The organism is Bradyrhizobium embrapense (genome assembly GCF_001189235.2).
GTDB lineage: Bacteria > Pseudomonadota > Alphaproteobacteria > Rhizobiales > Xanthobacteraceae > Bradyrhizobium > Bradyrhizobium embrapense.
Genome location: NZ_LFIP02000012.1, coordinates 69,923 through 93,359, shown reverse-complemented (window position 1 = coordinate 93,359; position 23,437 = coordinate 69,923). Strand labels below are relative to the sequence as shown.

Sequence of the window (23,437 nt, the reverse complement as noted above, 5' to 3'; positions counted from 1 at the left end):
GCACGCGCACGGTAGCCCCTTGCAGCAAGCTTCCACCGTGCCGTTATCCGCAGCGCAGGCGCTTCCGTTCTACACCAACGGCATGCGCATCGGGCTGCTCGGCGGCTCCTTCAATCCGCCGCACGCCGCGCATCGCGCCATCAGCCTGTTCGCGCTCAAGCGGCTGCAGCTCGACCGCGTGTGGTGGCTGCTGACGCCGGGCAATCCGCTGAAGAACCACGACGGCCTGCATGCGCTCAACGAGCGCGCCGCGGCTGCGCGCCGCGTTGCCGACGATCCGCGCATCGACATCTCCTGTCTCGAAGCTGTCATCGGTGTCCGCTACACTGTGGACACGATCATCCACTTGCGCCGCCGCGTCTCCGGCGTGCACTTCGTCTGGATCATGGGCGCTGACAATCTCGCGCAATTTCATCGCTGGAAAGATTGGCGGCGCATCGCGTCCGATGTGCCGATTGCCGTGATCGACCGTCCGCCCCAGAGTTTCCGCGCCCTTGCCGCACCAGCGGCGCAGGCGCTTTCGCGCTATCGCATGCCCGAAAATCAGGCGACACGGCTGGCCGACCAACAGGCGCCGGCCTGGGTGTTCCTGACAGGAATGAAATCCAATCTGTCTTCGACCGGACTGCGGAACCCGGATGGGAGCTGGAGAACGGCATGAAGCGCAAAAGGGTTACTGGAATATTGAAACCATTAACCCCACATGCGTAGTATGGCGCGTGGGGCCGAGGATTCGGCGCCCGCGATACAGTGAAAGGAATGGTCCCTGGCCACATCTGTATTGTCCAAGTCTGTTTTACCCAAGGTTCCAAAGACTTCAGGTCCAAAGACTGCGCGTAAAACATCGACGAAAACCGCGGCCTTGCAGGCGCAACCGGACGCCGACAAACCGGATGCCGACAAGACGCTGAGCCTGATCCTCTCCCGCCTCGAGGATATGAAGGCGGAAGAAACGGTCACCATCGACCTTCGCGGCAAATCCGCATATTCCGACTACATGATCGTCACCACCGGCCGGGTTAACCGGCACGTTGGCGCGATCGCGGAAAATGTGACGAAGAGCCTCAAGGAAAACGGGGTCAAGAACATCCACGTCGAGGGCTTGCCCAATTGCGACTGGGTGCTGATCGATTCCGGCGACGTGATCGTGCACGTGTTCAGGCCTGAGGTGCGCGAGTTCTACAACCTCGAGCGGTTGTGGACTCAGAACCCGGCGGTCGCGGCGGTCTAAGGCGTATCGAAGCCGATGCGAATCGGCTGCAGCGCATATAGCTTGCGCTGATGCGCCTCGTCGTCATCTGCATCGGCCGCCTGAAACAGGGCCCTGAACGGGAGCTCGCCGAGCGTTACCGCGAGCGCTTCGAGGATATCGGCCGCAAGCTCGGGTTTCGCGGCCTCGACGTCCACGAGATTGCGGAGAGCCGCGCGCGCGACACGGGCGCGCGCATCGCCGAGGAGGCCGCGGCGATCGCGGCCTTGCTGCCTGAGAAGCACATGCTGGTCGCGCTCGACGAACGCGGCAAGAGCATCGACAGCGCAAGCTTTGCGCAGCAGCTCGGCCGCTGGCGCGACGACGGAGCAGCGCATACTGTCTTCGTGATCGGCGGCGCCGACGGACTTTCGCCAGAATTGCAGCGCAAGGCTTCGTTGCGTATTGCATTCGGCTCCGCGACCTGGCCGCATCAAATGGTCCGCGTCATGCTTCTGGAACAGATTTATCGAGCCGCGACCATTTTGGCCGGCCATCCCTATCATCGCGCCTGAGCCGCGGTGACGGACAGTCGAAAGCGCCGAACCCACGCGAATGCAGCACAAGCGGGACACAGCTTCGGATTCGCATCTCGGCACCGCGTGCCGGCGCTGGCTGCCGGCATCCCTGCCCGTGTCGATCATCATGCTCGCCGCCGCTCCGCTGGCAGCAGCGTATGCGCAAGCGGCACCACCCGCACAACCCGCCCCGGCGGCACAGCAGGCCGCAACGGAGACATCGCCGGACGCCATCAAGCAGCGCGAGCAGGAGCTCGAGGCCGCGCGCGAACAACAGCGCAAGGCCACCGAGCTGCAGGAGAAGCTGAAGGCCGACATCGCCGCGATGGGCCAGGACCGCAGCAAGCTCAACCAGCAGCTGATCGACATTGCCGGCCAGGTGCGCGGCGTCGAGACGCGGATCGCCGATGCCGAGGCGCGTCTGCAGCCGCTCGACGGCCGCGAGCGCGACATTCGCGGCTCGCTCGATTCACGCCGCTCCGAAGTGATCGAGGTGCTGGCCGCTTTGCAGCGCGCCGGGCGGCGCACGCCGCCGGCGCTGCTGGTGCGGCCCGAGGACGCGCTGCAATCGCTGCGTACCGCGATGCTGCTCGGCGCGGTGGTGCCGGAATTGCGCGTCCGCGCCGAGAAGCTGGCGGCCGATCTCGGCGAACTGGTGGCGCTGCGCAAGACCATCTCGACCGAGCGCGATGCGCTGGCGGCCGACCGCGACAAGCTGAAGGAAGACCAGACCCGCCTGGCCGCACTGGTCGACGAACGGCAGCGGCAGCAGAGCGCGGCCGAAAAGGACATGGAAGCCGAAGGCACCCGCGCCATCGCGCTGTCGAAGCAGGCCGCCGATCTGCAGAGCCTGATCGCCAAGATGGAGCAGGACCTCAAGAGCGCGGCGAAGGCCGCCGCCACGGCCAGCCTCCAGGGGGCCCCGGCAACCGTTAACGGCAAGCCGAATCTGGGTGCTCTCAAGGATCCGGCCCGCATGAGCCCGGCGGTCGCCTTCGCCTCGGCCAAAGGCCTGTTTTCCTATCCGGTGAACGGCACCAAGATTCGCGAATTTGGCGGTTCCGACGGTGCGGGCGGCGTACAAAAAGGCATTTCTTTGGCCGCCAAACCGGGCGCGCAGGTCACAACCCCGTGTGACGGATGGGTTGTTTACGCTGGTCCTTTCCGCAGCTATGGACAACTCTTGATCCTCAATGCCGGGGGCGGGTATCATGTCCTGATCGCCGGGATGGAGCGTATTTCGGTAAACATCGGCCAGTTTGTGCTAACGGGGGAGCCGGTTGCGACCATGGGGTCGACATCCCAGGTTGCATCGATTCTCGCGACCAATGCGAGCCAGCCAGTGCTCTATGTCGAGTTCCGGAAAGACGGCACTCCAATCGATCCAGGTCCATGGTGGACCGCAAATGAAGGCGAAAAGGTTCGCGGATGATGCGCAAGACTTCGGTAATTCTCCTTAGCGCCGCCACCGGCGCGGCCCTGACGCTTTTCGTCACGCAGCCCCGCGCTGTGCTGATGGGATCGAGCGCGCGCGCCGCGACGTCGGACACCTATCGCCAGCTCAATTTGTTCGGCGACGTGTTCGAGCGGGTGCGCAGCGACTATGTCGAGAAGCCGGATGACAGCAAGCTCGTCGAGTCCGCGATCTCGGGCATGCTGTCCGGCCTCGACCCGCACTCGAGCTACATGGATGCCAAGAGCTTCCGCGACATGCAGGTGCAGACCCGCGGCGAGTTCGGCGGCCTCGGCATCGAGGTCACGATGGAAGACGGTCTGATCAAGGTCGTCTCGCCGATCGACGACACCCCGGCCTCGAAGGCCGGCATCATGGCCAACGACATCATCACCACACTCGACGACGAGGCCGTGCAGGGCCTGACGTTGAACCAGGCGGTCGAGAAGATGCGCGGCCCGGTCAACACCAAGATCAAGCTCAAGATCATCCGCAAGGGCCAGGACAATCCGATCGACGTCACGCTGGTGCGCGACAACATCCGCGTCCGCTCGGTGCGTGCGCGCGTCGAGGCCGACGACATCGCCTATATCCGCATCACCACCTTCAACGAGCAGACCACCGAAGGCCTGAAGAAGGAGGTTGCCAACCTTCAGGGCCAGATCGGCGACAAGCTGAAGGGCTACATCATCGACCTCCGCAACAACCCCGGCGGCCTTCTCGAAGAAGCCGTCACCGTGTCCGACGCCTTCCTGGAGCGTGGCGAGATCGTCTCGACCCGCGGACGCAATGCCGAGGAAACCCAGCGTCGCGCCGCTCATCCCGGCGACCTGACCAAGGGCAAGCCGGTCATCGTGCTGATCAACGGCGGCTCGGCATCGGCCTCCGAAATCGTCGCCGGCGCGCTGCAGGACCATAAGCGTGCGACCCTGGTCGGCACCCGCTCGTTCGGCAAGGGCTCGGTGCAGACCATCATTCCGCTCGGTTCGGGCAACGGCGCGCTGCGCCTGACCACCGCGCGCTACTACACGCCGTCGGGCAAGTCGATCCAGGCCAAGGGCATCGTGCCCGACATCGAGGTGCTGCAGGACGTGCCGGAAGAGCTGAAGGCGCGCACCGACACCAAGGGCGAGGCCTCGCTGCGCGGCCATCTGAAGAACGATGGCGACGAGAAGACCGGCTCGCAGTCCTACGTCCCGCCGGATGCCAAGGACGACAAGGCGCTGAAGATGGCCGACGACCTCTTGCACGGCATCAAGTCGACCTCGAACGCCACGCCGGCACCAGCCGCCCCGTCCGACAAGGCGCCCGGCGACAAGGCCGCCGCCGACAAGCCGGCCAACAAGTCCGCGAACTGATCCGATCCAATTGATTCGACGAACAGGGCGGCCCTCGGGCCGCCCTTTCTGTTTTCGCCGTCCACCGCCGCCGGTGCTTTGACGGGATGGCCGGCCGCGCGGGAATGCACCGCATCGTGCTATCGTTCGCGCTGTTGATTCGGGGAGGGTCATGGCAGAAGCGGCCGACGAACTGAGCACGCCGCTTGGGCAGAACACCGTGGGCAGGACGCGCCGTTTCCGTCTGCCGTTCACGGCGATGCAGGCGCTCGCCGTCCTGCTCGGCCTCGTGCTGGTCAGTTTCGCCGGTGTCGCTTTGTTCAACGACAATCCGCTCGGCGGCGAGCCGATGGCCCGCATCACGCTGCGCAATCCCCCGCCCCCGGCCTCCGACGACAAGCAGGCCCCGGCCGAGCCGGCGGTCAAATCCGCTGCCAAGGGTCCGGCCGCAGCCGGCGACGCCAAGAACGATGCCAGGACTGTCACCATCATCGACGGCTCCAGCGGCAAGCGCCAGGACGTGGTGATCGGCGCCGGCGATCCAGCCGAAAAGGCGATGGATGGCGACGCGCCGCCACTGGCGATGACCGGGATCGACCCCCGCCTGCTGGAAAAGTCGCGCTACGGCATGATCCCGGTGGTCGCTGACGGCCTGAAGCCGTTCACGGTCTATGCGGGCGAGGCCGACCGCGCCAAGGCGGCCCGGATGCCGGTGGTCGCCATCGTGGTCGCGGGCCTCGGCGTCGGCGCCGCCAAGACCACTGACGCCATCATGAAGCTGCCGCCGGCGGTGACGCTGGCCTTCACGCCATACGGCGCCGATCCCGGCAAACTCGCGGAACGCGCGAGGGGCCAGCGCCATGAGATCCTGCTGCAGATCCCGATGGAGCCGTTCGACTATCCCGACAACGATCCGGGCCCGCAGACCCTGCTGACCACATTGAGTGCCGAGCAGAACCTTGATCGTCTCTATTGGCACCTCAGCCGCCTGCAGGGCTATGCCGGGATCACCAATTTCATGGGAGCCCGGTTCGTCGCGACCGATCCCGTGATGCAGCCCATCGTGCGCGAGGCGGCCAAGCGCGGCCTGAGCTTTTTCGACGACGGTTCCACCCCGCGCAGCGTCGCGCAGAGCCTCTCGGCCGGCCAGTCGTTGCCGTTCGCCAAGGCCGATTTCGCTATCGACGTGGTGCCGACATCGGCGGAAATCGACCGCGCGCTGGTCAAACTGGAAACGATCGCCAAGGAACGCGGCACGGCCGTGGGCGTCGCCTCGGCGCTGCCGGTCTCGATCGAGCGGCTCGGCGCCTGGCTCAAGACATTGGACTCCAAAGGCATCATGCTCGTGCCATTGACAACCGCGATGCTGAAATCAAAATCGGGCTAGAGATCAATCTGTTGGTGCAACTCAAGACCTTGCCGGGGGGCCGGGTCGGAGTGGCGCCGGGAACTGCGAGGTAGCGGCGGCATGGCACGTTATGAAGACCTGCCCTATCGAACCTGCGTCGGCATCATGCTGCTGAATACGGCCGGACTGGTCTTCATCGGACGCCGTGCCGGCGGCATCGAGCATGTCGACGACGCGCATGTCTGGCAGATGCCGCAAGGCGGCGTCGATCCCGGCGAGGATACGTTTCAGGCCGCCCGGCGCGAGCTCTATGAAGAGACCAGCATCAAATCCGTGGAGAAGCTCGGTGAGGTCTCCGACTGGTTGATCTATGATATCCCGCGCACCGTCGCGGGCCGCGCCTGGAAGGGCCGCTACCGTGGCCAGCGCCAGAAGTGGTTCGCGCTGCGCTTCACCGGCGACGAGAACGAGATCAACGTCGCCCACCCCGGCGGCGGCCACAAGGCCGAGTTCGTCACCTGGCGCTGGGAGCCGATGAAGAATCTGCCGGAGCTGATTGTGCCGTTCAAGCGTCCGGTCTATGAGCGCGTCGTGAAGGAATTCGCCGGTCTGGCGGCCAAGTAATTGGCCGGGCAATCGGCCAGATCAACGCGCGGCGCACCGGTCGAAATGTCATCAGATAAACCCTATCGCCCCAATGTAGGCATCGCGCTGTTCAGCGGCGACGGACGCGTTTTGATCGGCCACCGGATCAAGGACGACGGTCCGGAGATCGTGCTGCCCGGCCTCGAATGGCAGATGCCGCAGGGCGGCATCGACGACGGCGAGGATCCGCGCCAGGCCGTGATGCGCGAATTGTGGGAAGAAACCGGCGCGGTCAATGCCGATTATCTCGGCGAGACCGACTGGCTGAGCTACGAATTCCCGGCCTATGACGGGCCGGCATCGCATCGGCTCGCCAAATTCCGCGGCCAGCGGCAGAAATGGTTCGCGCTGCGCTTCACCGGACGCGACGACGAGATCGATCCATTGACGCCGCGCAACGGCCAGCCCGCGGAATTCGATCAATGGCGCTGGGAGCGTCTCGATCGCGTCGCCGACCTCGTGGTGCCGTTCCGCCGCGAGGTCTATCGCACAGTCGCGATCCGGTTCGCGGAATTCGCTAAAGCGCGATAACATCAGGTTGAAGCGTCATCGTGCTTTAGACGCTTGTTCGAGCACGATCTTTCCGGAAAGCCGCTTCGCACTCTCCGGATCATGCGCGTGCTGATCCTGCGACGGAAGGCGCCGCGCGTCGCCCGGCGTCATGCCATAGGTCGCGCGGAAGACGCGGTAGAAGGTCGCGATGCTGTCGAAGCCGCACGCGAACGCGATCTCGTCGATGCCGGGCTCCTGCATCGAGGAGAGCAGCCGCTTCGCCTCCTTCAGCCTGGCCGCCGTCAGCGTTCGCGCGAACGACAGTCCGGTCGGCTCGAACAGGGCATGCAACTGCCGCAGTGAAATGCCGAGCTCGGCGGCGACCGCAGCCGGCGTGAGCGCGGCACGATGCAGATCGCGCAGCAGGATTTCGCGCGCAGCATGGAGGTAGCCCGCATGCAGCGCCGCGCGGATCTCATCCTGGCGCGGCCGCACCCGTCCGCGCGCAAGCAGCGCCAGGCGCACCATATGCGTGGCCTCGTCGGCGAACTGCCCGGCTTGCGCCGGATCACGCGTCATGGAGCGGAACATGGCTCCGACCAGCCGGGTCAGGCTCGCATCGCGCGCCAGCGCGACCAGCGGCACGTCCTCGATCCGGGCACCGAGCACGAGTTCGTCGGTGACGGGAATCTTGAGGCTGAAGAAGCGAAAGCCGTCGGTCCGATCCGGCGTCGAGGCAAACGGAAGATTGGAATGGCCGAACACCATATCTCCGTTGCCGACCCACTGGACGCGGTCGCGGCCGATATTCATGTGGCCGGGGCCGCGCACCTGCCAGCCGAGATGCAGGCTGTTGCTCGGAACACGCCGGATATCGGATGACGTCCGGCTGACGCGGTAGGACGAAGCCGACATTTCCGCCAGCACGGCATCGCCGACCGGCGTCGCGGAAAAGCGTCCGTGGAAATCGGATCGCCTGTCGCGCTCGAGCTCGATGGTAACGCCGAACAGGTTTTTGCCGCGCACGTCGCACCAGTGCTCGAAGCGGTCCTGCGGGCGGAGAGCGTCGGTCGAGAAAGTCAGCACAGCTTCTTGTCCGTGACGTCGGGGGATGAAATCGCGGTGCGGTCGGGCCAGTTCGTCATCGCGGCGCAGCTTGGCATGTGTGCCCGATCCTCGCTGTAAGCTGCTTCACATGTTCCGGGTTGCCGCCTGGTTCCGACCGACCGCGGAGCCGTTCGCATTGGCAATGGCTGTCGCGCCTGGCGCAGACATCGCGTGGAGCGGACCAGACCATAATATCGGCCGCAATGGTCGCTGCGATCTTACGTTTCATGAGTGCCAGCCGCGGAACCCAGAAAATATGCCGGCACGATGCCGTCAGACGGCTCAGGGCGCAACAGGCACTCAACGCACGCCGGGGTTTGGCGAGCGTTGAATGCATCAATCTTGGCAGACGATAGCTGGAAAAGTGTGAGCGATTTCAGAAGGGGCCGGCTCACTCGACGCTATGGCGCGATCGCAGGCCGGCAATCGCGCCTTAGTGCATAGCCGTGGTGTTGAGCTCGTGCTGGATGCTCTTGAAGTGGTCGAGCCGCTCGATCGCGTGATCGAGCTCAGAGCCTTCCTTCTCGGCGAGCTTCTCTTCCATCTCCTTGATGGTCTCCGCGAACTTCGCACGATCGAGTTCGGCAATCGTGGTCGCGACGTCGGCGAGCACGGTGAGGCCCTTATCCGACACCTCGGCAAGACCACCGAGCACGATCACCTTCTCGCGCTTGCCGGCGGTCGTGATGGTCAGGATACCCGGACGAATCGTGGCGACGACCGGAGCGTGGCCGGCGAGCACACCGAAATCACCCTCCACACCGGGAACGTCGACCTGATCGACCTCACCGGAGAAGGCGAGCTTTTCGGGAGAGACGAGATCGAAGTGGAAGGTGGCCATGGTCTTTCCGTTCTTTGCGCTGTCACCCGCGGGCTTGACCCGCGGGTCCATCAGTCAAAAAAGTTCTCGTTCGATGGATCGCCGGATCAAGTCCGGCGATGACGACATCCTGAAGCTCAGGCCGCTTCCGCGGCGAGCTTCTTGCCCTTCTCGACGGCTTCTTCGATGGTGCCGACCATGTAGAACGCCGCTTCCGGCAGATGGTCGTACTTGCCCTGGCAGAGATCGCGGAAGCCCTTGATGGTGTCGGCGAGGTCGACGAACTTGCCCGGCGAACCGGTGAAGATTTCGGCGACGTGGAACGGCTGCGACAGGAAGCGCTCGACCTTGCGGGCGCGAGCCACCGTCAGCTTGTCCTCTTCCGACAGTTCGTCCATGCCGAGGATGGCGATGATGTCCTGCAGCGACTTGTAGCGCTGGAGGATCTGCTGGACGAGGCGCGCGGTGTTGTAGTGCTCTTCACCGACGACCAGCGCCGACAGCATGCGCGAGGTCGAGTCGAGCGGGTCCACCGCCGGGTAGATGCCCTTTTCCGAGATCGCGCGCGACAGCACCGTGGTGGCGTCCAAGTGCGCGAACGAAGTGGCGGGCGCCGGGTCGGTCAAGTCGTCGGCCGGCACGTAGATCGCCTGCACCGAGGTGATCGAACCCTTCTGGGTGGTGGTGATGCGCTCCTGCAGCGCGCCCATGTCGGTGGCGAGCGTCGGCTGATAGCCCACGGCGCTCGGAATACGTCCGAGCAGCGCCGACACTTCCGAACCCGCCTGGGTGAAACGGAAGATGTTGTCGACGAAGAACAGCACGTCCTGGCCCTGGTCGCGGAAGTGCTCGGCGACCGTCAGGCCGGTCAGACCGACGCGGGCGCGGGCGCCCGGCGGTTCGTTCATCTGACCGAACACCAGCGCGCACTTCGACTTCACGCTCGGATCCGGATTGTGCGGATCCGCATTGACCTTCGATTCGATGAACTCGTGATAGAGGTCGTTGCCTTCGCGGGTCCGCTCGCCGACGCCGGCGAACACGGAGTAACCGCCGTGCGCCTTCGCGACGTTGTTGATCAGTTCCTGAATCAGCACGGTCTTGCCGACGCCGGCGCCGCCGAACAGGCCGATCTTGCCGCCCTTCGCGTACGGAGCAAGAAGGTCGACGACCTTGATGCCGGTGACGAGAATTTCCGCTTCGGTCGACTGGTCGGTGTAGGTCGGCGCTTCCTGGTGGATGGCGCGCAGGCCGTCGGACTTGATCGGACCGGCTTCGTCGATCGGCTCGCCGATGACGTTGATGATGCGGCCGAGCGTGCCTTCGCCGACCGGCACCCGGATCGGCTCACCGGTGTCGATGACTTCCTGGCCGCGGACCAGACCTTCGGTGATGTCCATCGCGATGGTGCGGACGGTCGATTCACCGAGATGCTGCGCGACTTCGAGCACCAGGCGGTTGCCGCCGTTCTTGGTCTCGAGCGCATTCAAAATCGCCGGAAGGTGGCCTTCGAACTGCACGTCGACCACGGCGCCCGTGACCTGGGTAACGCGACCGATCTGGTTGGCTGCTGTAGCCATGAACTGTTCTCCTTCGAAAATCTGCCTTAGACCGCCTCAGCGCCGGAGATGATCTCGATCAGCTCCTTCGTGATCTGGGCCTGACGGGTTCGGTTGTAAATCAGGGTTTGCTTGCGGATCATCTCGCCGGCGTTGCGCGTCGCGCTGTCCATCGCGCTCATCTGCGCGCCGTAGAACGAGGCGTTGTTCTCCAGCAGCGCGCGGAAGACCTGCACCGCGAGGTTGCGCGGCAGCAGGCTGCCGAGAATCTGATCCTCTTCCGGCTCGTATTCGTACGAGGTCGTCGGAGCCACGCCGGCCGCGGGCGCCGCCACTTCGAGCGGAATGATCTGCTGCGCGGTCGGGATCTGCGCGATCACCGACTGGAAGCGCGAATAGAACAGCGTGCAGACGTCGAACTCGCCGGCCTCGAACCGCGCCAGCACCTTGCTCGCGATGTCCTCGGCGTTGACGAAGCCGATCTGCCGTACCGAACGCAGGTCGAGATGCTCGATGATCCGCTTCTCATAGGTCCGACGCAGCTGCTCGTAGCCTTTGCGGCCGACGCAGAAGAATTTGACTTCCTTGCCCTGCGCGAGCAGCGACTGCGCCCGCTCGCGCGCCAGACGCACGATGGCGGAGTTGAAAGCGCCGGACAGGCCGCGCTCGCCGGTGCAGACCAGAAGCAGGTGCACCTGGTCGTTGCCGGTACCTGCGAGCAGTGCCGGCGCGCCGGGCGAGCCGTTGGCCGCGGCAGCGATGTTGGAAATCACCGCATCCATCTTGGTGGCATAGGGCCGCGCCGCTTCGGCGGCGTTCTGCGCGCGGCGCAGCTTCGAGGCCGCGACCATCTGCATGGCCTTGGTGATCTTCTGCGTCGCCTTGGTCGAGGCGATGCGGACCCGCATGTCTTTTAGTGACGCCATTCTTCGTTCACCCCGGCGATCCGACCACAATGGTCAGATCGCAAGCCTCTGTTCGTCACGCCCGGCGGCGAGCCGGGCGACGCCCCACTCGTTAAGCAAACGTCTTGGCGAAGCCGTCGACCGCCGCCTTCAGCTTGGCAGCACTGTCGTCGGACAGATCGCGGCTGTCGCGAATCGCATTGAGGATCTCGACGTGCTTGCCACGCAGCAGCGACAGCAGGCCATCCTCGAACGCCTTCACCTTGTTGAGCGGAAGCGCATCGAGATAGCCGTTGGTGCCGGCCCAGATCACGCAGACCTGCTCTTCCATCTTCAGCGGCGAGAACTGCGGCTGCTTCAGGAGCTCGGTCAGGCGCGAGCCGCGGTTGAGCAGACGCTGCGTCGAGGCGTCGAGGTCGGAGCCGAACTGCGCGAACGCCGCCATTTCGCGGTACTGCGCGAGCTCGCCCTTGATCTTGCCGGCGACCTTCTTGGTCGCCTTGGTCTGCGCCGACGAACCGACGCGCGACACCGACAGACCGACGTTCACCGCGGGACGGATGCCCTGGAAGAACAGATCGGTTTCCAGGAAGATCTGACCGTCGGTGATCGAAATCACGTTGGTCGGAATGTAGGCCGACACGTCATTGGCCTGGGTTTCGATGACCGGCAGCGCCGTCAGCGAGCCCAAGCCATGATCCTTGCCGAGCTTGGCGGCGCGCTCGAGCAGACGGGAGTGCAGATAGAACACGTCGCCCGGATAGGCTTCGCGGCCCGGCGGGCGACGCAGCAGCAGCGACATCTGGCGGTAGGCGACGGCCTGCTTGGACAGATCGTCATAAATGATCACGGCGTGCATGCCGTTATCGCGGAAATATTCGCCCATGGTGCAGCCGGTGAACGGCGCGATGTATTGCATCGGCGCCGGGTCGGACGCGGTCGCCGCAACGACGATCGAGTATTCCAGCGCGCCCTGCTCTTCGAGCACCTTGACGAACTGCGCAACGGTGGAGCGCTTCTGACCGACCGCGACGTAGACGCAGTACAGCTTCTGACTCTCGTCCGGCTGGGCGTTGAGCGGCTTCTGGTTCAGGATAGTGTCGAGCGCGATCGCGGTCTTGCCGGTCTGACGGTCGCCGATGATCAGCTCGCGCTGGCCGCGGCCGATCGGGATCAGCGCATCGATCGCCTTCAGGCCGGTCGCCATCGGCTCGTTCACCGACTTGCGCGGAATGATACCGGGCGCCTTGACGTCGACGCGCTTGCGTTCGGTGGCCTGGATCGGGCCCTTGCCGTCGATCGGGTTGCCGAGCGCGTCGACGACGCGGCCGAGCAGCCCCTTGCCGACGGGCGCGTCCACGATCGCGCGGGTGCGCTTGACGGTCTGGCCTTCCTTGATCTCGCGGTCGGCGCCGAAAATCACGATACCGACGTTGTCGGTTTCGAGGTTGAGCGCCATGCCGCGCGTGCCGTTCTCGAACTCGACCATTTCACCGGCCTGAACGTTGTCGAGACCGTAGACGCGGGCAATACCGTCACCGACGGACAGCACCTGGCCAACTTCGGTGACTTCGGCTTCCTGGCCGAAATTCTTGATCTGGTCCTTGAGGATCGCAGAAATTTCTGCGGCGCGGATGTCCATCAGCCTGCCTCTTTCATCGCGTTCTTGATCGAATTGAGTTTGGTGCGAAGCGAACTATCCACCATGCGGCTGCCGAGCTTGACCACCAGGCCACCAATAATGGAGGGATCGACCTTCACGTTGAGCGCGACGTCTTTGCCCGTCACTGACTTCAGTGCGGCCTTCAGCCCGTCGAGATTCTTGTCACTGAGCTGCTCGGCGACGGTGACTTCCGCTGTCGCCTCGCCCTTGAACTTCGCCACCAGCGCGCGATAGGCGCGGATCACATCGGCCACGGCGAACAGCCGGCGATTGGCGGTGAGCACCTTGAGGAATTTTGCCGACGTGCCGGCAATGCCGGCCTTGTCGAGCACCGCGGTCAGCGCCTTCAGCTGGGCGTCCGCGGCAAACACCGGACTGCGGACGAGGCGCTTGAGATCGGCGCTCTCGTTGAGCATGGCCTCGAACTTGTCGAGGTCGGCCCGGACTTGATCGACGGATTGCTCGTCGCGCGCCAACTCGAACAGGGCCGTTGCGTAACGACCGGACACTCCCGAAACGGACGGATCTTCAGCAGCCACGAGCTCGCTCTTTTTTGCTGTCAAACTCGCAAGGGAAAAACCGTCGCCACCAAAGCAGCGCCTAGCGATCCAAGCCCTTGGAATTCAAGCGGGACTTCGATTTTCGACCGACACAGGACGTGCCGGGACCGTTAAAATCGCGGCTTTGCTAACATAGCAATCGCGCAGGTGCAACATGACGGCATCGTGAGAGCCGCCTTGTCGCACGCGGTTTTTGGCGACCGCAGCGGACGGTCGAATCAGAAAAATTCGACGCGCGGAAATTCAGCGCAACCGCTCCGATGCGCGCCGACGCGGATTTGTTCCATCGAAATTTGCATGGGCCCATGGCCGGGCGCGCAAGGAACCCGAAGCGCGCCGCCGTTTCATTTGGCTATTACTTACTGAAAACTTACCGTCAGCCGTTTAATCAGTATAAGCAAATATACTGATCGTTAAAAATTGGTTAATGCACAAGATTACGGAACCTCGATTGAATACCCCAAGGCGGTAACAAGATATTTCAACCGGAGACAATCAGGATTTACTGCCCAATTCGTGCCTCATTGCGAAACCAAACGGCCTTGGTCAACGAAGGGACGGGGGTTCCACTTGCCACGTTAGTGGCAATACTGTCTGAGGGTCTTATCAATGCTGAATATCAAGAAGGCGACGGGCAATGTGACCCGCTCGCGTACGGCGCTTGCGTTTGTAGCCGCAACTATTCTGGTCGGGGGCAGCGTGACGGAGGCGTCCGCGAAGTCCAGGCACCACCATCATCGCCATCATCATCATCAGGCTCGCGCCGAAGGTTCGTCCTGGCGCGACGCCAATGCATCGGTCCAGCCGTCCGGCGGCCACTCATTCTCGGGGATGGCCTCGTTCTACGGCAATGAGTCGGGCAGCCGCACCGCTTCCGGCCAGCGCTTCAATCAGAACGCCATGACCGCCGCCCACCGCTCGCTGCCGTTCGGCACCAGGCTCCGCGTCACCCATGGCGGCCGCAGCGTCGTCGTCACCATCAACGATCGCGGCCCGTTCGTCCGCGGCCGCGTGCTCGACCTCTCGACCGGCGCAGCCCGGGCCATCGGCCTGACCGGCCGCGGCGTCGGCCGCGTCACCGCCGAGGTCGTCTCGTAAGCGCTTCAGTAAGCGTTGCGTTGCGTATCCGCCGCGAGGCCTGCCTCGCGCCAAAGGCCTGCCGTCGCAAATGACGGCAGGCTTTTTCTTTGGTGGCTCGCCTACAGGAAGCTCTGCGGATCGACGTCGACCTCGAGCTTCAGATTGCCCTTGGTCTTGGGACCCGCCTCCAGCCATTCGCGCAGATATTGCGACAGGTCGACATTGCGCAGCGACTTCACCAGCAGGCGGAAGCGGTAGCGGCCCTTGATGACGGCAAGCGGCGCCTCGGCGGGGCCGAGCACCTGGATCCGCTCGTCGAGCGGCGCCACCGCCGCAAGCTTGCGTGCGAAGCCCTCCGCCGTCGGCCGATCGCCGGCGGAGACGATCAGGCTCGCCAGCCGGCCGAACGGCGGATAGCCGGTGCGCTCGCGGATATCGATCTCGCTGGCGTAGAACGCCTCGCGGTCGTTGGCGATCAGAGCCTTGATGACCGGATGCTCCGGCTGATGGGTCTGCAGATAGCCGACGCCGCGGCCCTGCTCGCGGCCGGCGCGGCCGACCACCTGGTTCAAGAGCTGGAACGTCCGCTCGGCGGCGCGCGGATCGCCGTTGCTGAGGCCGAGATCGGCATCGATGACGCCGACCAGGTTGAGCCGCGGGAAGTTGTGCCCCTTGGCCACCAGCTGGGTGCCGATGATGATGTCGACGCGCCCCTCGGCGATCTCGTTGAGCTCGCTGCGCATGGTCTCGATCGAGGTGATGAGATCGCTCGACAGCACCATCGTGCGGGCCTCGGGAAAGATGTTCGCGGCCTCCTCCTGCAGGCGCTCGACGCCGGGGCCGACCGCAGCCAGCGATTCCTCGGCGGCGCAATGCGGGCAGCTGTTCGGCCGCGGCATCGAGAAGCCGCAGTGATGACAGACCAGCCGCTGACGGAATCTGTGATCGACCAGCCAGGCGTCGCAGATCGTGCAGGCGAAGCGGTGGCCGCAGGCGCGGCAGAGCGTCAACGGCGCGTAGCCGCGGCGATTGAGGAACAGCAGCGCCTGCTCGCGGCGCTCGATCGCATGGCGAATCTGCTCGGCCAGAATTGGCGAAATGAAGCGCCCGCGCGGCGGCGGCGCGCGGCGCATGTCGATCGCCTCGATATGCGGCATGTGCTGGCCGCCGAACCGTGACGGCAGCGCGACGCGCTGGTAGCGCCCCTTGCGCGCATTGACCTCGCTCTCGACCGAGGGCGTCGCCGACGCCAGCACGATCGGGATCTTTGCGATATGCGCGCGGACCACCGCCATGTCGCGCGCGTGATAATGCGCGCCGTCGTCCTGCTTGTAGGCCTGGTCATGCTCCTCATCGACGATGATGAGGCCGAGATCGGCATAGGGCAGGAACAGCGCAGAACGGGCGCCGACCACGACCGGCGCCTTGCCCTCGGAGATCGCCGCCCAGTTCCGCGCCCGCGTGCGCGGCGTGAGCTCCGAATGCCACTCCAGCGGCCGCACGCCGAAGCGCTGCGCGAAACGGTCGAGGAACTGGCCGGTCAGCGCGATCTCCGGCATCAGGATCAGGGTCTGCTTGCCGCGGCGGATATTCTCCGCGATCGCCTCGAAATAGACTTCGGTCTTGCCCGAACCGGTGACGCCGTCGAGCAGCGCGACGTGAAAGCTGCCGCTCGCCGCCAGCGTCCGCATCACGTCGACCGCGCTGCGCTGCTCGCGCGAGAAATCCGGCTGCGCAAAGGCGGGATCAGGAATCGGAGGCGGCGCGGGCGGCGGCATCGCCTCGACCGTCAGCGTGCCCTCGTCGACCAGGCCATCGACCACGCCCGAGCTGACGCCGGCCTCCCGCGCCGCCTCCGACTTGCCGTGCAGCAAGCCATCCGACAGCACCTCGATCAGCCGCCGGCGCGCCGGCGTCAGGCGCCGCGGCGGCTCGCCGACCAGGCGCACCCCGAGCCGCATCCGCTCCGGCCCGAGGTTCTCGCCCATCCGCAACGTCATCCGCAGCACCATGCCGCGCGCCGACAACGTGTAATTGGAGACCCAGTCGACGAGCTGGCGCAGCTCCGCGCGGAGCGGCGGAACATCGAGCTTCTCGCTGACGTCCTTGAGCCGGTTGTGCAGCCGCGGATCCGGCCTGGCGTTCTCGGCCCACACCACCGCAACGACCTCGCGCGGTCCGAGCGGAACACAGATCACGTCGCCGGGCGCAAGCTCCATGCCGCGCGGCACGCGGTAGGAATAGGTCTGGTTCAGCGCGACAGGCACGAGCACGTCGACGATCCGTGTCGTCGATGCGGGGACGGGGCTGGGGCGCGTGGTGTGGTCCATTGAATCAGAGCTTTTGAATCGGAGCTTTGAGCCGGGCTAGCACCGCTGCGCGGTCTTAGCGAACAGTAAACGAAGGCAGTGCGATATAATCAGGAGATTAGCAGCGCCAACAGCCCTTACGACATGGCCAGAACCGATCAGCCCATCCCACCGCTCGAGCTCGACTGCGCCGACGTCACGGTCACGCAGGAGATGACGCGCTGGTTGTCGCATCTGCGCGCCGAGCGGCGGCTGTCGCCGAAGACGCTCGAGGCCTATGCCCGCGATGTACGGCAATGCCTGGCCTTCCTGGCCGGGCACTGGGGCGGGCGCGTGACGCTTGCGGCATTCTCCGCGCTCGAGGCCAGCGATGTCCGCGCCTTCATGGCGATGCGCCGTGCCGACGAGATCGGTGGGCGATCGCTGATGCGGGCGCTGGCGGGCCTGCGCTCGTTCGGACGTTTCCTGGAGCGCGAAGGCAAGGGCAAGGTCGGTGCGCTGTCGGCTATCCGCGCCCCCAAGGTGGCGAAGAGCCTGCCGAAGCCGATCCACATGGAAGCCGCGAAACGCTTTGCCGACGCCGACGAGCGCGCCGGCGAAACCCGCGAGACCTGGATCCTGGTGCGTGACGCCGCCGTGATGGCTCTGCTCTATGGCTCGGGTCTGCGCATCTCCGAGGCGCTGGGCCTGAAGCGCCGCGACGTGCCGAAGCCGGGCGAAGGCGACGTGCTTGTCGTCACCGGCAAGGGCAACAAGACCCGGATGGTGCCGGTGCTGCAGAACGTGCTGCAGTTGATCGCGGACTATGCGGCGATCTGTCCGCATCAGCTCAGCCCGACCGGGCCGATGTTCGTCGGCGCACGCGGCGGACCCTTGAGCCCACGCATCATCCAGCTCACCATGGAGCGGCTGCGCGGCGCGCTCGGCCTGCCCGACAGCGCAACGCCGCATGCGCTGCGGCACTCCTTCGCCACGCATCTGCTGAGCCGCGGCGGCGATTTGCGCGCGATCCAGGAATTGCTCGGCCACGCATCGCTGTCGACCACGCAGATCTACACCGGCATCGACAGCGAGCGCCTCCTGGAAGTTTATCGCTCCGCGCATCCGCGCGGCTGAACGCCCGGACCTTAGTTCAAAATACGGCGCGGGGTTGGCACCAAGGCGCCGTTCATCTTGCGTCGTTCATATTCATACGGCTGCCACAAATCGCTCGGCACTTGCCTTGTACGCCGCATTCGGCAATCGTGGCGCGGTCTCATCCGGAGGGGGAATCATGAGCGCACAGGAAAGTATGGAGCACGCGGAGCATGCCGAGCATGCGTCGGGCGAGAACAAGAAGATCGCGCTCCTGATTGCCGTGATCGCCCTCTGCCTGGCGCTGTCGGAAACGCTCGGCAAGGGCGCCCAGACCGAATCGATCAGCAAGAACGTCGAAGCCTCCAACCTCTGGGCCTTCTTCCAGGCCAAGAGCATCCGCCGCACCGCGGTGCAGACCGCAGCCGAGCAGGGCAAGCTGAACCTTGCGACCACCACCGACGAGGCGGCCAAGGCCGCGCTGCAGAAGCAGATCGACGACTGGCAGAAGACCGCGGCGCGCTACCGCTCGGAGCCGGAGACCGGCGAGGGTTCAGAGCAGCTCTCCGAACGCGCCAAGCACGCCGAGCACGAGCGCGACGAGGCCACCGCGAAATATCATCATTTCGAGCTTGCCTCCGCCGCTTTCCAGATCGCCATCGTGCTGGCCTCCGCGACCATCATCACCGGCATCGCCGCGCTGGCCTGGGTGTCCGGCCTGGTGACGCTCGCCGGCGTCGCGATGACCTTGCTCGGCCTGTTCCAGCCGCATCTGCTGCATCTGCATTGAGGCCCACAGCTCCGGCGCCGTCATCCTGAGAGGATGTGAGTCCTTGCATTTCCGTCATTGCGAGGAGCGATAGCGACGAAGCAATCCATCCGTCCGTTCTGCCGAGCTATGGATTGCTTCGCTTCGCTCGCAATGACGAGGATAGAACTATGCGCCCGTCATCCTGAGGTGCGAGTGAAGCGAGCCTCAGGATGACGGGACGAGGGTCGTTGCTCAGAGGACCTTGCTGGTCTGGTGGACGCTTTTGCGGAAGCGCGCGATCAGGCGCAGGGTGCGCGCGGTCCAGCCGTCACCATCGCCCCTGATCATCTCGAGGATGCGCCGCTTGACCGGCTCGACCAGCGCGGTGGCCTTGGCGCGCAGCGCCATCACGAAGTTATAGAGCGCCTCGAACCAAGGCATCTCCAGCAGTTTCGAGCGCGTCACGTCGAACAGGAAAGCGGTAACGCCGACGCCGACGATCTTGGCGAACAGGATCAGCGAGACCGCGCTGAACCAGTATTGATTCGCGAGCAGCCAGAGGCCGACCAGCTTGAGCGGAAACAGCGGGATCAGCGGCACCACGAAAACGATCAGCGTCATTGCCGGCGACAGCGCATCGACCCGTTCGGCAAGCCATTGCTTGAGCGCGCGCAGCGGAATCCACGCCACCACCCGGGCCACGATCGGCTCGACGTGATCCCATAGCCAGGCCTCGATCAGGAAGATGATCGCAAGCAGGACCCAGAACGGCTGAAGCAGACGGCGCAACATCACTGTGATCTCGACCCGGCTCGCACCGGGATGTTCGATCACATATGGATGGCGCGCTTGCCCACCGCAAGCGCGGCTTCCTTGATGGCTTCGGAGCGGGTCGGATGGGCGTGGCAGGTGCGCGCCAGATCCTCCGCCGAACCGCCGAATTCCATCAGGACGCAGGCTTCGTGGATCATTTCGCCGGCCTCAATGCCGATGATGTGCACGCCGAGCACCCGATCCGTCTTCGCATCTGCGAGAACCTTCACGAAGCCGTCGGTGGTCTGATTGACCTTGGAGCGGCCGTTCGCGGTGAACGGAAATTTGCCGACGGTATAAGCGACGCCGGCCTGCTTGAGATCTTCCTCGGTCTTGCCGACCGACGACACTTCCGGCGTGGTATACACAACGCCTGGGATGACGTCGTAGTTCACATGGCCGGCCTGGCCCGCGATGATCTCCGCGCAGGCAACGCCCTCGTCTTCCGCCTTGTGCGCCAGCATCGGCCCGGCCACGACGTCGCCGATCGCGTAGATGCCTTTCACATTGGTCGAGAAGTGCGCGTCGATCTCGACGCGGCCGCGATTGTCGAGCGCAACGCCGGCTTCCTTCAGCCCGAGGCCTTCGGTGTAGGGCACGCGGCCGATGCACACCAGCACGACGTCGGCTTCGATGGCTTCGGCAGCGCCCCCCGCGGCCGGCTCGACCTTGGCCTGAAGCGTCTTGCCCGAGGTGTCGACTGACGTGACCTTGGCGCCGAGCTTGAAGGTAAAGCCCTGCTTTTCCAGGATGCGCTGGAATTGCTTCGCCACCTCGCCGTCCATGCCGGGCAGGATGCGGTCGAGGAATTCCACCACGGTGACCTTGGCGCCGAGACGATGCCAGACCGAACCGAGCTCGAGCCCGATCACGCCGGCGCCGACGATCAGAAGGTTTGAGGGCACCTTCTCCAGCGACAGCGCGCCGGTCGACGACACGATGCGCTTCTCGTCGATGTCGATGCCCCTCAGCCGCGCGATGTCGGAGCCGGTGGCGATGACGATGTTCTTGGTCTCGACGGTCTCGGACTTGCCGTCGCCGGAGACCTCCACCTTGCCCGCACCGAGGATCTTGCCGGTGCCCTTGAGGACGTCGATCTTGTTCTTCTTCATCAGGAACTCGACGCCCTTGACGTTGCCGTCGATGCCCTGCTGCTTGAAGTTCATCATCGCGGGCAGGTCGAGCTTCGGCGCCGGGACGCTGACACCCATCTTGGCGAAGGAGTGTCCGGCTTCCTCGAACATCTCGGAGGCGTGCAGCAGCGCCTTTGACGGCATGCAGCCGACATTGAGGCAGGTGCCGCCCAGCGTCGCGTTCTTCTCGACGACGGCAACCTTCATGCCGAGCTGCGCCGCGCGGATCGCGCAGACGTAACCGCCGGGGCCGGTGCCGATGACGACGAGATCGTAAGAAGCCATGATTGAGATCCTGTAGCTAAACTCGGTGACAGTTGGGCGGGCGCGCGATCTAGTCGGAAGACCGCTTCCCGTTTGATCGTATTCTAGCGACCGCCCGACACGTCGAGGATCGCGCTGGTGACGTAGGAAGCCTCGTCCGAGATCAGCCAGACGATGGCGTTGGCGATTTCGTCCGCGGTGCCGACGCGCTTCATCGGCACCATATGGGCGAGCCGATGGGCGCGATCGGGCTCGCCGCCCGCGGCATGGATGTCGGTATCGATCAGTCCCGGCCGGATGCCGGCGACGCGAATGCCTTCACCGGCGACTTCGTAGCCGAGGCCGACCGTGAAGGAATCGATCGCCCCCTTGGAGGCGGCATAGTCGACATAGGTGTTGGGCGCGCCGAGCTTCGCCGCGACCGAGGAGAGGTTGACGATGACGCCACCCTGGCCGCCGTGCCTGGTCGACATCCGCTTCACCGCCTCGCGCGCGCACAAAATGCTGCCGGTGACGTTGACCGCCATCATCTGCTGGATGCGCTCGGCCGACATCTCGTCGACACGCACGCCGCTCTTGCCGACGATGCCGGCATTGTTGACGAGGGCGCCGAGCGTGCCGAAGGCATCCGCCGCCTTGAACAGCGCCAGGATGTCCTGTTCGCTGCCGACGTCGCACTTCACCGCGATCGCCTTGCCGTTCTTCGTCTCGATCGCGGCAACGACCTCGTTCGCCGCAGCCTGGTTTGTGGCGTAGCCGACCACGACGCGATAGCCGCGCGCAGCAGCCGCGAGCGCGGTGGCGCGGCCGATGCCGCGGCTGCCGCCGGTGATGACAACGACTTTATCCGTCACAGCGATCCCCAAACGTAAGCACCCAACGAATCGCGACGCCCGAGCCGATCGGGCGCCGCGTGCGACTTGACCTTAGAGGTCCAGCACCAGGCGGGCCGGATCTTCCAGGCTCTCCTTGACGCGCACCAGGAAGGTGACCGCTTCCTTGCCGTCGATGACGCGGTGATCGTAGGACAGCGCCAGATACATCATCGGCCGCACCTCGATCTTGCCGCCGACCACCATCGGCCGCTCCTGGATCTTGTGCATGCCGAGGATGCCGGACTGCGGCGCGTTGAGGATCGGCGTCGACATCAGCGAGCCGTAGATGCCGCCATTGGTGATGGTGAAGGTGCCGCCCTGCATCTCGTCGATCTTGAGCTGACCGTCGCGGGCTCTACGGCCGTAATCGGCGATCGACTTCTCGATCTCGGCGATCGACTTGTGGTCGCAGTCGCGCACCACGGGCACCACCAGGCCGCGGTCGGTGCCGACCGCGACGCCGATGTGGTAGTAGTTCTTGTAGATCAGGTCGGAGCCGTCGATCTCGGCGTTGACGGCCGGAATGTCCTTCAGCCCCTGCACGACCGCCTTGGTGAAGAAGCCCATGAAGCCGAGCTTCGAGCCATGCTTCTTCTCGAACGTGTCCTTGTAGAGGGCGCGCAGCTTCATCACCTCGGTCATGTCGACCTCGTTGAAGGTGGTGAGCATCGCGGCGGTGTTCTGCACGTCCTTGAGGCGGCGCGCGATGGTCTGGCGCAGCCGGGTCATCTTGACGCGCTCCTCGCGCGCGGCATCGTCCGCCGGCGAGGGGCTGCGGACCTGCACGGCGGCAGCCGGCTGGTTGACCGGGGTCGGCGCCGAGGCGGCCTTCTCGATCGCGGCCAGCATGTCGCCCTTGGTCACGCGGCCGTCCTTGCCCGAGCCCGGAACGGTGGAAGCGTCGACGCCGCTTTCGGCGGACAGCTTGCGCACCGAAGGCGCCAGCGGCGCATCCGCCGGCGGCACTTTTGGCGCGGCAGGCGCGGGAGCGGCGGCAGGAGCCGCAGCAGCCGGGGCGGCAGCCTTGGCAGGCGCGGCGGCGGCAGCCGGCTTGGCCGGCGCCGCGCCGTCATTGATCTGGCCGAGCAGCGCGCCGACGGCGACGGTCTCGCCATCCTTGGCGATGATCTCGCCGAGCGTGCCGGCGACCGGCGCGGGCACCTCGATGGTGACCTTGTCGGTCTCCAGCTCCACCAACGGCTCGTCCACCGCGACGGCTTCACCGGCCTTCTTGAACCAGCGGCCGATCGTGGCCTCAGTCACGGATTCACCGAGCGTTGGAACGCGAATTTCAGTCATGATCTTTTCCTCGATAACCTTGCGGTCGCAAAATTTGGCAGTCACAAACCTGGTCCGCCACCGTCCACCAAAGCGAACGACCCGGTACTCCGTGACGACAGCGGTGAGGCTGGATGACGCGGGATACCGGATGCCCCGCTCCAGTGCGCAGTTGCGCACAGAGCGGGGCATGGCTTCAGTGAA

Annotated in this window: 22 protein-coding genes; 11 read left to right on the top strand and 11 right to left on the bottom strand. The window is 65.0% G+C overall.

Annotated elements, in window-relative coordinates; genetic code table 11:
• Positions 1 to 37 precede the first annotated feature (37 nt).
• The 8 genes from AKN83_RS34120 to AKN83_RS34085 all read left to right on the top strand — a co-directional run bounded on the left by AKN83_RS34120 (position 38) and on the right by AKN83_RS34085 (position 7,081).
• Complete coding sequence (locus tag AKN83_RS34120) at positions 38 to 661, top strand: nicotinate-nucleotide adenylyltransferase (protein WP_050400861.1); 624 nt, start codon at positions 38 to 40, stop codon at positions 659 to 661.
• Positions 662 to 862: 201 nt separating this feature from the next.
• Positions 863 to 1,231, top strand: coding sequence for a ribosome silencing factor (gene rsfS / locus AKN83_RS34115; protein WP_050400862.1), 369 nt, complete (start codon positions 863 to 865; stop codon positions 1,229 to 1,231).
• A gap of 50 nt (positions 1,232 to 1,281) precedes the next feature.
• A complete protein-coding gene (gene rlmH, locus AKN83_RS34110; protein ID WP_050400863.1) occupies positions 1,282 to 1,764 on the top strand; it encodes a 23S rRNA (pseudouridine(1915)-N(3))-methyltransferase RlmH in 483 nt (160 codons plus the stop codon).
• 40 nt (positions 1,765 to 1,804) lie between these two features.
• Positions 1,805 to 3,199: a murein hydrolase activator EnvC family protein gene (locus tag AKN83_RS34105; RefSeq protein WP_083992364.1), complete on the top strand. Its 1,395-nt coding sequence runs from the start codon at positions 1,805 to 1,807 to the stop codon at positions 3,197 to 3,199.
• Complete coding sequence (locus tag AKN83_RS34100; RefSeq protein WP_050400864.1) at positions 3,196 to 4,578, top strand: S41 family peptidase; 1,383 nt, start codon at positions 3,196 to 3,198, stop codon at positions 4,576 to 4,578. The genes AKN83_RS34105 and AKN83_RS34100 overlap by 4 nt, the downstream gene beginning before the upstream one ends.
• Before the next feature lie 151 nt (positions 4,579 to 4,729).
• Complete coding sequence (locus AKN83_RS34095) at positions 4,730 to 5,944, top strand: divergent polysaccharide deacetylase family protein (RefSeq protein ID WP_050400865.1); 1,215 nt, start codon at positions 4,730 to 4,732, stop codon at positions 5,942 to 5,944.
• A gap of 81 nt (positions 5,945 to 6,025) precedes the next feature.
• A complete protein-coding gene (locus AKN83_RS34090; RefSeq protein WP_050400866.1) occupies positions 6,026 to 6,529 on the top strand; it encodes an RNA pyrophosphohydrolase in 504 nt (167 codons plus the stop codon).
• 45 nt (positions 6,530 to 6,574) lie between these two features.
• The gene (locus AKN83_RS34085) at positions 6,575 to 7,081 is read left to right on the top strand and encodes an RNA pyrophosphohydrolase (RefSeq protein WP_050400867.1); all 507 of its coding nucleotides are present in this window, start codon (positions 6,575 to 6,577) and stop codon (positions 7,079 to 7,081) included.
• A 15-nt stretch (positions 7,082 to 7,096) separates the two neighbouring features.
• On the opposite strand, the gene AKN83_RS34080 is transcribed toward AKN83_RS34085, so the two are convergent.
• From AKN83_RS34080 to AKN83_RS34055, 6 genes are all read right to left on the bottom strand, one after another.
• Entirely contained in the window at positions 7,097 to 8,128 is a 1,032-nt protein-coding gene (locus AKN83_RS34080) for an AraC family transcriptional regulator (RefSeq protein WP_050400868.1), read from the bottom strand.
• 454 nt (positions 8,129 to 8,582) lie between these two features.
• Entirely contained in the window at positions 8,583 to 8,990 is a 408-nt protein-coding gene (locus tag AKN83_RS34075) for a F0F1 ATP synthase subunit epsilon (RefSeq protein WP_050400898.1), read from the bottom strand.
• A gap of 116 nt (positions 8,991 to 9,106) precedes the next feature.
• The gene (atpD, locus tag AKN83_RS34070) at positions 9,107 to 10,549 is read right to left on the bottom strand and encodes a F0F1 ATP synthase subunit beta (RefSeq protein ID WP_050400869.1); all 1,443 of its coding nucleotides are present in this window, start codon (positions 10,547 to 10,549) and stop codon (positions 9,107 to 9,109) included.
• A gap of 26 nt (positions 10,550 to 10,575) precedes the next feature.
• Complete coding sequence (locus AKN83_RS34065) at positions 10,576 to 11,454, bottom strand: F0F1 ATP synthase subunit gamma (RefSeq protein WP_050400870.1); 879 nt, start codon at positions 11,452 to 11,454, stop codon at positions 10,576 to 10,578.
• A 91-nt stretch (positions 11,455 to 11,545) separates the two neighbouring features.
• Positions 11,546 to 13,075, bottom strand: a complete 1,530-nt coding sequence (gene atpA, locus AKN83_RS34060) for a F0F1 ATP synthase subunit alpha (RefSeq protein WP_050400871.1) — start codon at positions 13,073 to 13,075, stop codon at positions 11,546 to 11,548.
• Entirely contained in the window at positions 13,075 to 13,635 is a 561-nt protein-coding gene (locus tag AKN83_RS34055) for a F0F1 ATP synthase subunit delta (protein WP_050400899.1), read from the bottom strand. The genes atpA and AKN83_RS34055 overlap by 1 nt, the downstream gene beginning before the upstream one ends.
• Positions 13,636 to 14,265: 630 nt before the next feature.
• On the opposite strand from AKN83_RS34055, the gene AKN83_RS34050 reads away from it, so the two are divergent.
• Positions 14,266 to 14,754: a septal ring lytic transglycosylase RlpA family protein gene (locus tag AKN83_RS34050; protein ID WP_050400872.1), complete on the top strand. Its 489-nt coding sequence runs from the start codon at positions 14,266 to 14,268 to the stop codon at positions 14,752 to 14,754.
• 101 nt (positions 14,755 to 14,855) lie between these two features.
• Here AKN83_RS34050 and AKN83_RS34045 read toward each other — a convergent pair whose 3' ends face one another.
• On the bottom strand, positions 14,856 to 17,066 hold the full coding sequence (locus AKN83_RS34045; RefSeq protein ID WP_050400873.1) for a primosomal protein N': 2,211 nt from the start codon (positions 17,064 to 17,066) through the stop codon (positions 14,856 to 14,858).
• 123 nt (positions 17,067 to 17,189) lie between these two features.
• Here AKN83_RS34045 and AKN83_RS34040 point away from each other — a divergent pair, with 123 nt between their 5' ends.
• The gene (locus AKN83_RS34040) at positions 17,190 to 18,161 is read left to right on the top strand and encodes a tyrosine recombinase XerC (RefSeq protein ID WP_050400874.1); all 972 of its coding nucleotides are present in this window, start codon (positions 17,190 to 17,192) and stop codon (positions 18,159 to 18,161) included.
• A 157-nt stretch (positions 18,162 to 18,318) separates the two neighbouring features.
• Positions 18,319 to 18,909: a DUF4337 domain-containing protein gene (locus AKN83_RS34035; RefSeq protein WP_050400875.1), complete on the top strand. Its 591-nt coding sequence runs from the start codon at positions 18,319 to 18,321 to the stop codon at positions 18,907 to 18,909.
• Between the two features lie 213 nt (positions 18,910 to 19,122).
• Here the strand turns inward: AKN83_RS34035 and AKN83_RS34030 are convergent, their stop codons facing one another.
• The 4 genes from AKN83_RS34030 to odhB form a co-directional block, all read right to left on the bottom strand.
• On the bottom strand, positions 19,123 to 19,662 hold the full coding sequence (locus AKN83_RS34030) for a hypothetical protein (protein ID WP_050400900.1): 540 nt from the start codon (positions 19,660 to 19,662) through the stop codon (positions 19,123 to 19,125).
• 38 nt (positions 19,663 to 19,700) lie between these two features.
• Positions 19,701 to 21,101, bottom strand: a complete 1,401-nt coding sequence (gene lpdA / locus AKN83_RS34025; RefSeq protein WP_050400876.1) for a dihydrolipoyl dehydrogenase — start codon at positions 21,099 to 21,101, stop codon at positions 19,701 to 19,703.
• 83 nt (positions 21,102 to 21,184) lie between these two features.
• Positions 21,185 to 21,934 carry an SDR family oxidoreductase gene (locus AKN83_RS34020; RefSeq protein WP_050400901.1) on the bottom strand — a complete coding sequence of 250 codons (750 nt, stop codon included), beginning with the start codon at positions 21,932 to 21,934 and terminating at the stop codon, positions 21,185 to 21,187.
• Between the two features lie 72 nt (positions 21,935 to 22,006).
• Positions 22,007 to 23,254: a 2-oxoglutarate dehydrogenase complex dihydrolipoyllysine-residue succinyltransferase gene (gene odhB / locus AKN83_RS34015; RefSeq protein WP_050400902.1), complete on the bottom strand. Its 1,248-nt coding sequence runs from the start codon at positions 23,252 to 23,254 to the stop codon at positions 22,007 to 22,009.
• Positions 23,255 to 23,437 lie beyond the last annotated feature (183 nt).

Bases quoted from the DNA above. Each gene is read 5' to 3' on its own strand.
- rlmH (WP_050400863.1), top strand. From the start codon at position 1,282: ATGCGCCTCGTCGTCATCTGCATCGGCCGCCTGAAACAGGGCCCTGAA.
- AKN83_RS34105 (WP_083992364.1), top strand. From the start codon at position 1,805: ATGCAGCACAAGCGGGACACAGCTTCGGATTCGCATCTCGGCACCGCG.
- AKN83_RS34100 (WP_050400864.1), top strand. From the start codon at position 3,196: ATGATGCGCAAGACTTCGGTAATTCTCCTTAGCGCCGCCACCGGCGCG.
- AKN83_RS34095 (WP_050400865.1), top strand. From the start codon at position 4,730: ATGGCAGAAGCGGCCGACGAACTGAGCACGCCGCTTGGGCAGAACACC.
- AKN83_RS34090 (WP_050400866.1), top strand. From the start codon at position 6,026: ATGGCACGTTATGAAGACCTGCCCTATCGAACCTGCGTCGGCATCATG.
- AKN83_RS34085 (WP_050400867.1), top strand. From the start codon at position 6,575: ATGTCATCAGATAAACCCTATCGCCCCAATGTAGGCATCGCGCTGTTC.
- AKN83_RS34075 (WP_050400898.1), bottom strand. From the start codon at position 8,990: ATGGCCACCTTCCACTTCGATCTCGTCTCTCCCGAAAAGCTCGCCTTC.
- atpD (WP_050400869.1), bottom strand. From the start codon at position 10,549: ATGGCTACAGCAGCCAACCAGATCGGTCGCGTTACCCAGGTCACGGGC.
- AKN83_RS34065 (WP_050400870.1), bottom strand. From the start codon at position 11,454: ATGGCGTCACTAAAAGACATGCGGGTCCGCATCGCCTCGACCAAGGCG.
- atpA (WP_050400871.1), bottom strand. From the start codon at position 13,075: ATGGACATCCGCGCCGCAGAAATTTCTGCGATCCTCAAGGACCAGATC.
- AKN83_RS34050 (WP_050400872.1), top strand. From the start codon at position 14,266: ATGCTGAATATCAAGAAGGCGACGGGCAATGTGACCCGCTCGCGTACG.
- AKN83_RS34045 (WP_050400873.1), bottom strand. From the start codon at position 17,066: ATGGACCACACCACGCGCCCCAGCCCCGTCCCCGCATCGACGACACGG.
- AKN83_RS34040 (WP_050400874.1), top strand. From the start codon at position 17,190: ATGGCCAGAACCGATCAGCCCATCCCACCGCTCGAGCTCGACTGCGCC.
- AKN83_RS34035 (WP_050400875.1), top strand. From the start codon at position 18,319: ATGAGCGCACAGGAAAGTATGGAGCACGCGGAGCATGCCGAGCATGCG.
- AKN83_RS34030 (WP_050400900.1), bottom strand. From the start codon at position 19,662: ATGTTGCGCCGTCTGCTTCAGCCGTTCTGGGTCCTGCTTGCGATCATC.
- lpdA (WP_050400876.1), bottom strand. From the start codon at position 21,101: ATGGCTTCTTACGATCTCGTCGTCATCGGCACCGGCCCCGGCGGTTAC.
- odhB (WP_050400902.1), bottom strand. From the start codon at position 23,254: ATGACTGAAATTCGCGTTCCAACGCTCGGTGAATCCGTGACTGAGGCC.